The following is a 13,860-nucleotide window of genomic DNA, read 5'->3' on the forward strand; positions in this document are numbered from 1 at the left end:
CAGCAACATTAAGGCCTTTTTGCTCAGTAGTTTTCTGATTTGTAACACCGCTTTCCTCTTATCTCGGTTTGTAGATCTTTAAATTTAGGAATTGCAGCCTATGTGTTCTTCTTTGACAAAAATGACCCAAGCTTTGGCGTTGATTACAACAAATTTTCTTCTCGTTTCAGCTGTTCAAGCTTCAGCGCCGGAACTGATTGAGCGTTTAGAATGTGAAGCGTGTCATGGCCCGGGCGGTGTGTCCCAAAATACGAATATTCCTACAATCGCTGGTCTTCCGGAATTTAACTTCGTTGATCAGATGCTGAAATATGGAGAAGGAAGACCTGCAGAATCGATTAAGCATGTGTACGGCGACACCAGTAAGAGTGGCGACATGGCGACCATTGTTAAAGGACTTTCTGAAGAAGAAGTTGAGGAACTGGCAGCCCACTACTCACAGCTTGAATTTGTCCGTGCTAAGCAAAGTTTTGATCAGTCCCTTGCTGACAAAGGGAAGATGATTCATGAGAAAAACTGTGACAGCTGCCATGTGGAAGGCGGCAGTGACCCTATGGATGAAACTTCTATTTTGGCTGGTCAGCAAAAAGGCTACTTGTTAACGACGTTAAAGCAATTCCATAGTGGTACACGTTCTGTAGATAAGAAAATGGATGCGGCTATCAAAGGTTTGAGTGGTGATGATTTAGTTGCACTGTCTGAATACTACGCAAGTTTCAAATAACTCAATCTCTGACAAAATGAGGCGAACTATATGGGATGGTGGAGTCGACCAAACAAGAAATGGATGCTCGGTATTCCCCTCGGTGGCGTGGTCGCGTTTATTTTGGGCGTGGCTGCGCTAGGTACTTTTCATGGCGTAATGAACTTTTCAAATACCAACGACTTTTGTTTTGGATGTCACATAGGTATGGATACGATTGTTGAAGAATATCAAGAATCTATTCACTTCAATAACTCAAAAGGCGTGATTGCCGCGACTTGTAGTGACTGTCACGTTCCACGTGAATTTATTCCTAAAATGCTGGTCAAGATAACCGCGACTGCCGATATCTTCCACAAGCTAAAAGGAGACATTACGCTGGAAAACTTTGAGTCCGAACACAGACCGAGACTGGCGGCGATAGTCACTGAGCAGTTTGTTGCTGAGAAATCTAAGCAGTGTAAGTACTGCCATCAAGTCGATAGAATGGATTTCGAAGCGCAAGGTCGGACAACCGCTCGTCGACATCAGATGATGGATTCCAGAGGGCAATCTTGTATTGATTGCCATGCCGGGATTGCACATAAGTTGCCGGAGGAAAAAGCAGAAGAAGAACCTGTTGAGATTTCTGCAGTGTTGAACTGAATTTTCTCAATTTGAGGCACTTTCGTTTTCCGCTGTTTGGGTCACAGACTGAGTTTGGTTCTTTTCTGCTTGGTTTGTCATCGCCTTAACCATTCCGTTGAATATAAATAGGTGGGCAGGCATCATGGCGAACCAATAGAGAAGGCCCAAAAATCCCTGTGGATGCCACCAAGCAGTGATGTCTAGTTCTCTTTCTTCACCTTCATCTTTGATTGTAATTTCCAAACGCCCAAGACCAGGTCCTTTCATTCCGAAAAATAGTGAGAGGAACTGGTTTTCTTCACATCGAATGACTTTCCATGAGTCAATGAAGTCACCAACTTTAAGTTCCGGACCTGGAGGTGATACTCTGACTGGTTTCCCTCCGCCGAAAAAAATATCAAGCCACTCGCGCGTGCGCCATAAAATATTAGCGAAGTAATAGCCTTTCTCCTGACTGCCAATTTTTTGCGCAACTTTCCACAACGATTCTGCCGATGCTTTAGTTCTAATCTTTGCGCCAGCTTGTTTGGGGAAATAACCGTACCCGGGTTGCCAACGTTGTAGTGCTGCTGGCTCAAAGCCCCAGACATTGCTACGAACAAAGGTTCCCTCTGTCGCGATCGCATCGTTCACAGCCTGTTCATAGCTAATCATCTGCTGAGGAAATCGTTCTTCTATCGATGTGGAGTCCGCAATATAGTCATGTTCAAGACCAGCAAGTAGTGCTTTGCCTATGTTTGCTGGTACGGAGGTAATCATCCCGAGCCAGTGAGATGCCATTTGGGGTGTAAGTAATGGGGTAGACCACAATCGATAAGGTTTGTTGACTACCTTACAAATAACCTGGAATTGTTCTCGATAACTGAGTGTATCGGGTCCACCAACATCATAAATTTGACTCTCCGATGGTGGCGAATCAGCAGCAAGTTTGAGCAAATAGTGATTGAGATTAGGCAGAGCGATTGGATTGGCCTTGGAGTCGACCCATTTCGGCGTCACTAGTATTGGTAGGTTGTAAACAAAGTCTCGCATTATTTCGAATGCAGCAGAGCCCGGACCAATAATCACTCCTGCACGCAATTCCGTTACAGGCACGCCTGACTGACGTATGAGCTTTCCCGTCGCTTTTCGAGCTTCTAAATGGCGTGAATTCCCCGTTTGAGGCTGGATAGCACTCAGATAGATGACGTGCTTGACTCGGCTTTTCTCTAACGCACTCTTAAAATTCAAGGCAAGGTGTAACTCATATTCAACAAAATCATGCCCTTCAGCCATACCATGGACCAGAAAGAACACTAAATCGAAATCATTAACGACAGATACGGTTGCTTCAGCATCAGCCAAGTCAAGATAAGTCAGAGTCAGGTTTGGGTGAGGGCGGGTTCGCGATTCAAGATAATCAATGTGTCTTGCAGCGGCCGTGACATTGTAACCTTTATCTAAAAGTAAAGGGAGAAGTTGTGAGCCAATGTAGCCAGACGCGCCAAGTACCAACACCTTTTTCATTCTCTGTCCTTTTATTACTGGTGGAATCATCGCCACTGGGTATAATCATGAGACACTTTCCCCATTCTATCAATAAGTTGTCGTTGGAGTGCTTGTGACTTTTCTCTCTCAACTCTCAATTCACGCAGATAAAGCATTTTTGCGCCGTTTATTTGCTATAGCGCTTCCTATCACCTTACAAAGCATAATGTTTTCAAGCCGCAGCTTGGTCGATGTTCTAATGTTAGGTCAGCTTGGTGAAGCCGAAATTGCCGCGGTTGGTGTTGCAGCACGAGCAACATTTGTCACGACAATTATGTTAGTAGGCGTTACAACGGGCGGCGCACTATTAACTGCTCAATATTGGGGAGCCGGCGACAAAGCTGGCGTACGGGAAAGCACATCTTTGACGTGGGTGATATCAATGGTGTTTGCGGCGATGGCCGTTTTCTTGTTTGTGGTCTTTCCACAGCCTATTATGAGTTTAACCACGGATTCCCAAGAGGTGATTGATTTAGGAGCCAACTACTTGGTTGCGTCGTCTGCCAGTATGTTTGCTGTTGCCTGTGTCGCCAGCATGGCGGTCGGCCTCCGGGCGATGCATCAGCCAGGTTTAAGCACTTTCTTCAGTGGTATTGGTATTGTATCGAACGTCTTCTTAAACTGGGTGCTGATTTTCGGTCACTTAGGCTTTCCCGCGCTTGGAATTACAGGTGCAGCTATTGCGACAGTAATCAGTGGTGCCATCGAAGTCGGCTGTTTGTTCGGTTATTTATGGCACAAGAAACACATCCTCGCTTTCGGCTGGAATGATATCCGCGCCGGTCTGATGCTGGAGAAAGTAACACGATTTCTAAGCCTGTCTTTACCGACAACATTTAACTTTTTGGCATGGGCAGGCGGGCTATTTGTATACCACGCGATTATGGGACAGGCGGGCGTTCAAGGGCTAGCGGCGCTTTCCGTTATGACGCCAGTAGAGTCGATAGCTTTGGCAATGATGATCGGATTATCTAATGCTGCGGCAGTTTTAGTGGGCAACCAGCTAGGCGCAAAGAATTTTGAGCCAGTTTATTATCAGGCGTGGGCAACGGTGATTTTGAATGTGGTGATCGCATTGATGGTTGCCTTGCTGTTGTTGGTTTCAAACCAATGGATTCTTAATGCGTTTAGTGCGTTGACGCCTGAGACGCGTCAGTTGTCAGAACAATTCATGATGATTCTGGCTATCGGTGTCGTGTTGCGTTCTATTCCGATGATGGTCATTGTTGGGGTTTTGCGCGCTGGTGGTGATGTTAAATTCTGCTTATATCAGGACGTGATTGCTCAGTGGGTGATTGGTATCCCTCTTGCGGCTTTTGCTGCCATTCATCTTGGCTGGGAGCCGCAGTGGGTGTATTTGTTATTTTTGACTGAAGAGGTAGTGAAATGGGCTATTTCTTTACCTCGGATGAAAAGTAAAAAATGGATGAAAAACCTGATTGGAAGTTGATGACATTTCTAAGATGGACAGTAAGCATTCTCGATAGGAAATTGCTTTCAATTTCAACAAAAACTTATTCAGATAGTGAATCGAGTTGCATTAGCGGTTTGATAATGTGATCTAGTATTCAAAATACTTCCTACTGGTCGGATTTTAGTGTAGATTCTGATCCCAATTTTAAATACCTGTTGAGCGACTAGATTAATGTTAAGACTGTCAGACCTATGTAAAGGCTATGTAGATGGGGGAGAGTTTCACCCTGTTTTACAAGGGGCAGAATTAACATTACAGCGCGGTGAGCAAATCGCTTTGATGGGGGAAAGTGGCTCCGGAAAGAGTACCTTGCTTAACCTGATTGCAGGACTCGATACTGTTGATTCTGGGGAAATTCAATTTGTCGGTTTTTCGATGCATGATGCTCCAGAACATTTAAGGACACTCTATCGTCGCAATAATATCGGTAATATTTTCCAGCAATTTAACCTCCTTCCTACTTTGAACATTGCCGATAACATTCGTTTTTGTCGCCAGCTAAAAGGCTTGCCTGAAGATAAAGGTTTGTGGCGCCAAATCCTTTCCGCTCTAGATTTAATGCCACTCCTTGGTCGCTATCCTGAAGAAGTCTCAGGTGGTCAGCAGCAACGTGCCGCGATCGCTCGTGCGCTATATATGGAACCGCAGATTCTTTTGGCTGATGAACCTACCGGAAGTCTAGATGAACGTAACGCGGAAGCCGTGATGCGTCTGCTAACTACTTTGGCACGCCAACTGAATTGTACTTTGCTTCTGGTCACGCACAGTGAGAAAGTGGCAGATCACATGGAAGGAAAAATTCGACTTCAAGGGGGACAGCTGCATGTTATGGCCCGTAGTTAAGGCACTACTCGGTCATTACCGTCGTTACCCACTACAAATTATTCTCGTCTGGTTAGGTTTAACCTTAGGCGTATCCCTTCTTGTTGGTGTTACTTCAATTAACCAGCATGCGAAACAGAGCTATGCGACTGGTGAGAAACTTTTCTCTAACCCTTTGCCATACCGAATCAGCACTAAGCATTCTGCCAATAAGGTACCTCAAGGCTTCTATATTCAACTTCGTCGTGCTGGTTTTAATCAATGTGCCCCGTTTGACGTGCTTCATCTGGACACAAAAACAGACATGAACCTGATGCTAGTAGGTATTGATCCTGTTGCGATGATTCCCTTACAACAAGGTAAATCGTTGGGGGAGATGCCAGTTCTATCATTAATGAAGCCACCATACCCTATTCTGATGAGCCAAGATTTGGCATCTTACATGGGATGGCAAGACGGTGACTTTATCGAAATGAGAGACGGTAGCCGTTTGGGGCCAGTTCAGGTCGATCAGGATAACCTGCTTTCAGGCACAAGGATGATCACTGATATTTCGCTATTGCGTATGTTAAAGCGCAGCTCTGGCTTATCCTCGATTTTATGTGGCGAAATGTCTGAAGAGAAACTGTCAGCGTTAAAGAAAATATTGCCAAACGGTATGACGCTGACTCGCAATACACGCAACGAGTTAGAGTCGCTGACAAAAGCATTCCATATGAATTTGACTGCAATGGGGATGCTGTCGTTTTTGGTCGGTTTATTTATTTTCTATCAAGCCATGTCGTTATCGCTCATTCAGCGTCAGCGACTAGTGGGCATTTTGCGTCAAGCTGGTGTAAGCGGTACACAATTGGCACAAGCCATTCTACTTGAGCTAACTATTCTAGTCCTTGTTGCATGGGCATGCGGAAACTTCTTCGGAGTTATATTAGCCAATGAGTTGATTCCGACTGTTTCATCGAGTTTAAGCGATTTATATGATGCAAATGTCGGTTTATCGATAGGGTGGTCGTGGAAGTCGAGTGCATACAGCTTAGTTATGTCGGCAATGGGCGCTCTGATATCTTGTCTATGGCCATTAATCCGCTTGCTCAAGTCGCAGCCAATTCGACTTTCGTCCCGTTTGTCACTGATGCGTTTTGCCGGTAGTGAGTTCTCTTGGCAAGCACTTGCAGCTTGTGCTTTTTGTGTCGCCGCTATTGCTGTTTATCAAGCGCCTAAAACACAGGAAATTGGCTTTACTATTATTGCTCTGATGATGATAAGTGTCGCACTACTGATGCCGTTTATTATGTGGCATGTATTTCAGAGCTTTTCCTATTCGTTACGTTGGGTTCGTGTGCGATGGTTCTTTGCTGATGCTGCGGCCAGCATGAGTTATCGTGGAGTAGCGACCATGGCATTTATGCTTGCTCTGGCGGCAAACATCGGTGTTGAAACCATGGTGGGTAGTTTCAGAGACACGACTGACAAGTGGCTTAACCAACGTTTGGCAGCAGATATCTATATTTATCCGAACAACAACAATGCAGCGCGTATGAGTAACTGGTTGCAGCAGCAGCCTGAAGTAGAGGCAGTGTGGTGGCGATGGGAAAAAGACATTTCTACAGATAAGGGCGCTCTGCAAGTTGTAAGTACTGGTGCTTCTGAAGGCGAACTTGATTCTTTAACCGTGAAGTTAGGCGTAATTAATTACTGGTATCAACTACATAATGTAAAAAGCCTGATGGTCAGTGAGTCCATGGCATTAAAGCTCAATATTCGACCAGGGGATGTTATTGATCTTCAAGCACCTCTTGGAGAAGGGTGGCAAGTTGCTGGTGTCTATTATGATTATGGTAATCCATATAATCAGGTCATGATGTCGCACCGAAATTGGCTGTACGCTTTTGCAGGAACCGGCAACGTTGGGTTAGGTGTAGTGCTCGCTGATAATGTGAATAGCGATGGGTTAAAGAGCAGATTGGAAAATGTATTCCGGTTACCTCAGGATCGTGTGTTTGATAACAGCAACATTTATAACCAGGCGATGCGTGTCTTTGATCATACGTTTGCCATCGCTGGTACGCTGGGTAACATCACGCTTATCATTGCTGTTTTCGGTTTATTCTTTGCGACATTAGCCGGAGAGCTTTCTCGTCAGCGTCACTTCTCATTACTAAGATGCATGGGTGTGTCTGGGAAAGAGTTAGTCATGCTCGGTGGTCTTCAACTGTTTGCGTTTGGTGCCATTTCGGCAATGGTTGCAGTACCGCTAGGCCTCGCGTTAGCTCATTTAATTGTGGATATCATTATCAGACAATCTTTTGGTTGGTCGCTGGAGTTGCAAATAATTCCGTGGGAATACGCTAAGACAATTGCTTGGGCAATGTTAGCCATTATGGTTGCTGGTGCTTTGCCTGTAATAAGAATGATCAAAAGTACGCCAATGAAGTCATTGAGGGATGCGTTGTAGTGAAAAAAATGAGTTCCAAAAAACGCTTCTTATTGTTGGTGTTGGTCCTTGTGGTTGTTTTCGGTTTGATGGGGTTGGTTTACTCAGTGTTTTGGTCAGACGAAACACCTACTCAAGAAAGTGAAATTAACTCGATTCTTACCAGAGAAAACAAAACTATCTTCGAGCCAGTTTTGCCGAATGAACACGTATCATTGCCAGCAGACTTTAAGTTTCATCCGAATTATCAACATGAGTGGTGGAACTACTTCGCTAAGTTAACGGATGAGAGCGGCGAGACCTATAACGTTCAGTGGAGTTACTTCCGAGTTGCGACGGATGAACGTGAAACGAATGGTTGGCAAAATCCGCAGTTGTACGTATCACACATTGTTATTAGCCATGGCTCACATGTATGGAAAGAGCAGCGTGTCGCACGTGGAGGCATTGGTCAGGCTGGCATGCAAAACCGCCCATTTAGCCTTTGGATTGATAATTGGAACTGGCGATCGCTTGGAACAACCCCGTTTCCCGGCAAACTGAATGTGGCTACGGATACGTTCAGTCTTGACCTTAATACACAAACAAGCGGGCCTTTCGTTGTTAACGGGGATGGAGGCTTTCAGGTCAAACACGCTTTGCAATCAGTGGCTTCATTTAGTTTTAGTGCACCTTTCCTGAATGTGAAAGGTACTTTGAATATCGATGGACAACGCATTACCGTATCAGGTTCGGCTTGGACTCAAAAAGAGTGGGGTAGCGGTTTAATCGGAGAAGGTCAGCAAGGCTGGGATTGGTTCATCTTTAATTTAGATGACGGAAGAGCGCTGACCGTCAGTCGCTATCGTCATTTAGGTCAAGTGCCGCATATTTTTGGAACCTTATCAACACGTTCTGGCAAAGTGATAAGCCTGACCGATAAAGATATGACGATTAAACCAATACATGTGACCCGTTTATCTAACGGAAAACGACTTCCGTTGCAGTGGCTAATTAATGTCCCTGGGCAGAACATAAACTTGACGACCCGTGTTGCTAACTCAAATATGTGGCTTCCGTTTGTCATCCCTTATTGGGAAGGGCCAATGACTGCTTACGGCTCTAACGAAGCTTGGGGATTTATGCAATTGACAGGCTATTAGCTTTCAATCAGCGGCCACGCGTTTTTATTTTTCCAGCCACCGTTAAGGTGGCTTTTTTGTACCTGTAGCTTGATATACATATGATGATTCCCAGTGTTTATCATAAGTATTTTAATCATGTTATGCTGAATTGTGAGTAATACTTATTAATAAATAGCGAAGAAGTGATATGCAATTAGTCGTAATAACCATAAAGTTATTGATGGAAAATACGATGTGTTGCGAATGAATTATCGGAAATAACGAAGTTTATACTCTGAACAAGCGATTATTCTAAAGTTTTCGACGGCTATACACTCTAATCATTCTTTGTTGATCGTTTATTAAGATAATAAATATAAGGGTTAATGTATGAACGATGCCATTCGTGACTTTTTCAAAATGGAATCCGCAGGAGGCATTCTTCTCGTGATTGCTGCAGCGATTGCGATGACCATTGCAAACACTCCTATGGGCGAAACTTATCAATCTATTCTGCATACTTATATTTTTGGTATGTCAGTATCTCACTGGATCAATGACGGCCTGATGGCTGTGTTTTTCCTACTAATTGGCCTTGAAGTTAAACGAGAGTTACTTGAAGGCGCGCTGAAGTCAAAAGAAACCGCAATCTTCCCGGCAATTGCCGCTGTGGGCGGTATGTTGGCACCCGCGCTTATTTATGTTGCATTTAATGCGAGTGACGCAGAGGCTATTTCTGGATGGGCAATTCCAGCAGCAACCGACATCGCCTTCGCATTGGGTATCATGGCGCTTCTGGGTAAGCGCGTCCCAGTAAGTCTAAAAGTATTCCTTTTGGCTCTTGCTATCATCGATGACTTAGGCGTCGTTGTCATCATTGCTCTGTTTTACACTGGTGATCTGTCAACAATGGCATTATTGGTTGGTTTCGTTATGACAGGCATTCTGTTTATGCTAAATGCCAAGAAAGTGACCAAACTGACACCATACATGATAGTAGGTGCAATTCTTTGGCTTGCAGTGCTGAAATCCGGAGTTCATGCGACACTGGCTGGTGTTGTAATCGGTTTTGCAATACCACTTCAAGGCAAGTCTGGCGAGCACTCACCACTTAAGCATATGGAACACGCACTTCATCCATATGTAGCGTTTGGTATTCTTCCTTTGTTTGCTTTTGCAAATGCAGGTATCTCGCTCCAGGGTGTATCTTTATCAGGCCTAACTTCAATGCTGCCACTAGGTATTGCTCTTGGCTTGTTGATTGGTAAGCCTCTAGGTATCTTCACTTTCAGTTGGGCGGCAGTAAAATTGGGTGTAGCGAAGTTGCCTGAAGGTATAAGCTTTAAACATATCTTCGCGGTATCAGTGCTTTGTGGTATTGGCTTTACTATGTCTATTTTTATCTCATCTCTGGCGTTCGGAAATGTGAGTCCAGAGTTCGATACCTACGCTAGACTTGGCATCCTGATGGGTTCAACAACAGCAGCAATACTTGGCTATATATTATTGCACCTTTCTTTGCCGAAAAAGGCACATGCGTAATAAGCTGATTACACAAAAAACCTCCCGCGCAGGGAGGTTTTTTTATGTCTGGCTGCAAGGTAAAGCGTGAATTTTAGGTGAAAAAAAGCCCAGTCGAAAAGTTGACTGGGCGGATACAAACATAGGAGTTAATAAGAAAAAAGCAGCAACGTAACAATCAGATAGAAAAGTTTGACGGCCAGTGAAACTTAAAATGCCCTAGTTGTTACAATTATTCAGACCGAGCTTTTTTCAATCAGTTCCATTTTTTCAAAAATATTTTTCCTGTTTTTAATTGGTAAATCGCAATCATTGTTTATCGAACAGAGAAAACTTTTAAGCCAAACAAAACAAACACGCATGTGGCAGAGGAGTGAGTTATCCCTTGTTTAAATCGTTTACCGATGCCTGACTATAATTATCTGAATTTCGTCCCATTAAAACGTTGAGCGCATATGTAAAAGAATAATTTTTGAAAATGTGATGTTAATCATTTGTTAATCTTCTTGTTCGGGGGTATATTTCAAACAGTTGTTTAATACGAGTGATTAAAATAAAAATGGCCCCGAGAACTTCAACAAAAGAAAAAATACTCGATGTCGCAGAAGGGTTGTTTGCAGAACATGGGTTCAATGATACATCACTGAGAACCATTACTGGCAAAGCGAATGTAAACCTTGCATCGGTAAATTACCACTTTGGCGATAAAAAGACCTTAGTCAGAGCGGTATTAGACAGGTATTTAGAAGCATTAATGCCAAGTATCAAAACCTCTCTGATGGAACTGAACACCCGCGATACCTACACAATGGAAGAGGTGTTCGAGTCTCTGCGATTACCTCTAGCTACGCTTAATAATGTACGACCAAATGGCACTGCGTTGTTCATGCTGTTGGTTGGGCGAGGGTATACGGATGTGCAAGGTCATTTGCGCTGGTTCATCACGACTCGTTACGACGAAGTATTGAAATTATTTACTGCCTCTATCATGAAAGCCAACCCAGAGCTAACGGAAGAGCTATTGTTCTGGCGATTACATTTCACGCTTGGAACTTGCGTTTTCACGATGGCGTCCAGTCAGGCTTTATCTGAGCTTGCAGAAAGCAAATTCGAAAAAGAAGTCGACATAAAGTCTGTAGTCGATTTGTTAATTCCTTACTTGTCAGCAGGTATGTCAGCGAAGTAACTGGCCCGCTCAAGTAAGTTGCTAATTAAACCAATAATAAAATTATGCCGTAAACGGTAACGTGAACAAAAGGATCTGAACAATGAGCTCTCTACGAAGAAAATGGATTAGTGACCCAGCATTTAAGATGTTTAAAAAAGTACTACCTCCGTTATCCAGCACGGAAAAAGAAGCAATGGAAGCGGGTAGTGTATGGTGGGATGCAGAGCTGTTTTCCGGCAAACCAAACTTTAAAACGCTACACCATTATCCGACTCCGAGGCTAACTGCAGAAGAGCAAGCATTTATGGATAATGAACTTGAAACGCTGCTCGAAATGCTTGACGACCAAAAGATCGTAAAAGAGGATCGAGACTTACCCCCTGAAGTATGGGAGTTCTTGCGTAAAAAGCGTTTCTTCTCTCTGATTATTTCAAAAGCTTACGGTGGTCATCAGTTCTCATCGTTAGCGAACTCTACGATTGTTTCGCGTATCGCGACTCGAAGCATCAGTGCGGCAGTATCAGTAATGGTGCCAAACTCGCTTGGTCCAGGTGAGCTTCTTTCTCATTACGGTACCCAAGAGCAAAAAGATTACTGGCTGCCTCGTCTGGCTGACGGTACTGATATTCCGTGCTTCGCTCTTACAGGCCCGGAAGCTGGCTCTGATGCTGGCGGCATTCCAGACCAAGGTGTCGTTTGCTACGGTATGCACGAAGGTAAAGAAGTGCTTGGTATCCGTCTGAGTTGGAACAAACGTTACATTACTCTTGCTCCGGTTGCGACTGTTCTTGGCCTTGCATTTAAACTACAAGATCCTGACGGCCTGCTTGGTGATAAGAAAGATGTTGGTATCACCTGTGCTCTGATTCCTGCAGATCATGAAGGCGTTGAAATTGGTGAGCGTCACGATGCCCTAGGTTCAGCATTCATGAACGGTCCGACGCGCGGTGAAGATGTCTTCATCCCAATGGATTGGTTGATTGGTGGTGCTGATTACGCAGGTAAAGGCTGGCGTATGCTGGTTGAATGTCTGTCGGCTGGTCGAGGTATCTCACTGCCAGCTCTAGGTGCGGCTATCGGCCATCTGACAACAAGAACGACGGGTGCGTATGCTTACGTTCGTAAACAGTTCGGCATGTCTATCGGTAAATTCGAAGGTGTGGCGGAAGCGATGGGTCGAATTGGTGGTTTAACTTACCTGCTTGAAGCAACACGTACACTGACAACGACGTCTTTAGATATGAAAGAGAAGCCAGGTATCGTAACGGCTATTGCCAAATACCATATGACAGAAATTGCTCGTACGCTTCTTAATGATTCATTTGATATTCATGCAGGCCGAGCTATCCAGGATGGTCCAATGAACTATCTGGCTAAGCATTACCTTGGTATTCCAGTAGCGATTACAGTAGAAGGTGCAAACATTCTGACTCGTAACCTGATGATCTTTGGCCAAGGTGCGACTCGTTGCCATCCATATGTTCTGAAAGAGATGGAAGCGGCAGCGAACCCAGATACTGAACAAGGCGCGAAAGAGTTTGATGAGCTGCTGTTCAAACACATCAAACATGCGATGAGTAATACATTTGGTGCGTTTGGTGCGGCATTAACAGGTTCTCGCTTTGTTAAGGCTGAGATGAGCGGCCCAACGAAGAAATACTACAAAGATATCACACGTCTAAGCCGAGCTCTTGCTGTGAGCGCAGACTTCGCAATGTTGACATTGGGTGGAGATCTGAAACGTAAAGAGATGATCTCCGCACGCCTTGGAGATGGTCTGAGTTTCTTGTACATGGCTTCAGCAACACTTAAGAAATACGAAGACGAAGGCCGTCAGCAAGGCGATCTAGACTTCGTTCATTACGCAGTGCAGTACTGTTTGTACAACGCAGCTAAGTCTCTGAACGAAGCTTATACGAACTTCCCAGTGAAATACGTTGGTGGTTTGTTGAAGGGGCTTCTGTTCCCATTCGGTAACCACTTTAATAAACCAAGTGATGAGCTGAGTACAAATATTGCTGAGGCTATCATGACTCCTGGAGCACAGCGTGATCGTCTGACCCACCTTTGTTATATCGGTAAATCAGAAGATGACAATGTGGGTTTGATGGAGAATGCATTCCTGGCGATGTACGCTATCAAACCTTTAGAGCGTAAGCTTGTTAAGGCAGTCAAAGATGGTAAAGTCGCGCGTAAAGGTCTTCTGGATGACCGCTTGCAGCAAGCATTAGATGCTGGCGTTTTAACGCAAGAAGAAGTAGATAAGGTTAAGGCAGCGGACAAACTACGTTACAAAGCGATTCAGGTTGATCATTTCAGTCATGACTTTTCGGAGCTTCGCACAAATGCCCCAAAGAAGTCACATCTGACTTCGGCGGCATAACAATCGAATAAACATTTAGATGAAAGCACCTCTCGGAGGTGCTTTTTTGTTTAGGTCGTTCAAAAATTGACAACAGAGTGCTCCAACCACTTGCATTT

Annotated in this window: 10 protein-coding genes; 9 read left to right on the forward strand and 1 reads right to left on the reverse strand. The window is 44.4% G+C overall.

All coding sequences use genetic code 11. From position 1 onward, the window contains the following. Nucleotides 1–100: 100 nt before the first annotated feature. Nucleotides 101–724 (forward strand): c-type cytochrome, encoded by a 624-nt coding sequence (locus WJM94_RS00960; RefSeq protein WP_444492370.1) that lies wholly within the window; start codon nt 101–103, stop codon nt 722–724. A 30-nt stretch (nt 725–754) separates the two neighbouring features. Continuing rightward, the gene (locus WJM94_RS00965) at nt 755–1,348 is read left to right on the forward strand and encodes a NapC/NirT family cytochrome c (protein ID WP_444492371.1); all 594 of its coding nucleotides are present in this window, start codon (nt 755–757) and stop codon (nt 1,346–1,348) included. Nucleotides 1,349–1,354: 6 nt separating this feature from the next. Here the strand turns inward: WJM94_RS00965 and WJM94_RS00970 are convergent, their stop codons facing one another. Then, entirely contained in the window at nt 1,355–2,836 is a 1,482-nt protein-coding gene (locus WJM94_RS00970) for a DUF2867 domain-containing protein (RefSeq protein ID WP_444492372.1), read from the reverse strand. 94 nt (nt 2,837–2,930) lie between these two features. Here WJM94_RS00970 and WJM94_RS00975 point away from each other — a divergent pair, with 94 nt between their 5' ends. From WJM94_RS00975 to WJM94_RS01005, 7 genes are all read left to right on the forward strand, one after another. Beyond that, nucleotides 2,931–4,307, forward strand: coding sequence for an MATE family efflux transporter (locus tag WJM94_RS00975; RefSeq protein WP_444492373.1), 1,377 nt, complete (start codon nt 2,931–2,933; stop codon nt 4,305–4,307). Between the two features lie 195 nt (nt 4,308–4,502). Beyond that, nucleotides 4,503–5,174, forward strand: a complete 672-nt coding sequence (locus WJM94_RS00980) for an ABC transporter ATP-binding protein (protein ID WP_444492374.1) — start codon at nt 4,503–4,505, stop codon at nt 5,172–5,174. Then, entirely contained in the window at nt 5,155–7,608 is a 2,454-nt protein-coding gene (locus WJM94_RS00985) for an FtsX-like permease family protein (protein WP_444492375.1), read from the forward strand. The genes WJM94_RS00980 and WJM94_RS00985 overlap by 20 nt, the downstream gene beginning before the upstream one ends. Further along, the gene (locus tag WJM94_RS00990; RefSeq protein ID WP_444492376.1) at nt 7,608–8,729 is read left to right on the forward strand and encodes a lipocalin-like domain-containing protein; all 1,122 of its coding nucleotides are present in this window, start codon (nt 7,608–7,610) and stop codon (nt 8,727–8,729) included. The genes WJM94_RS00985 and WJM94_RS00990 overlap by 1 nt, the downstream gene beginning before the upstream one ends. A 351-nt stretch (nt 8,730–9,080) precedes the next feature. Next, a complete protein-coding gene (gene nhaA / locus WJM94_RS00995) occupies nt 9,081–10,232 on the forward strand; it encodes a Na+/H+ antiporter NhaA (protein WP_444492377.1) in 1,152 nt (383 codons plus the stop codon). A gap of 538 nt (nt 10,233–10,770) precedes the next feature. Then, on the forward strand, nt 10,771–11,397 hold the full coding sequence (locus WJM94_RS01000; protein ID WP_444492378.1) for a TetR/AcrR family transcriptional regulator: 627 nt from the start codon (nt 10,771–10,773) through the stop codon (nt 11,395–11,397). A gap of 82 nt (nt 11,398–11,479) precedes the next feature. Next, nucleotides 11,480–13,762 (forward strand): acyl-CoA dehydrogenase, encoded by a 2,283-nt coding sequence (locus WJM94_RS01005; protein WP_444492379.1) that lies wholly within the window; start codon nt 11,480–11,482, stop codon nt 13,760–13,762. The last annotated feature ends 98 nt before the right edge of the window (nt 13,763–13,860 follow it).

The sequence above is a fragment of the Vibrio sp. YIC-376 genome (assembly GCF_052353105.1).
GTDB lineage: Bacteria > Pseudomonadota > Gammaproteobacteria > Enterobacterales > Vibrionaceae > Vibrio.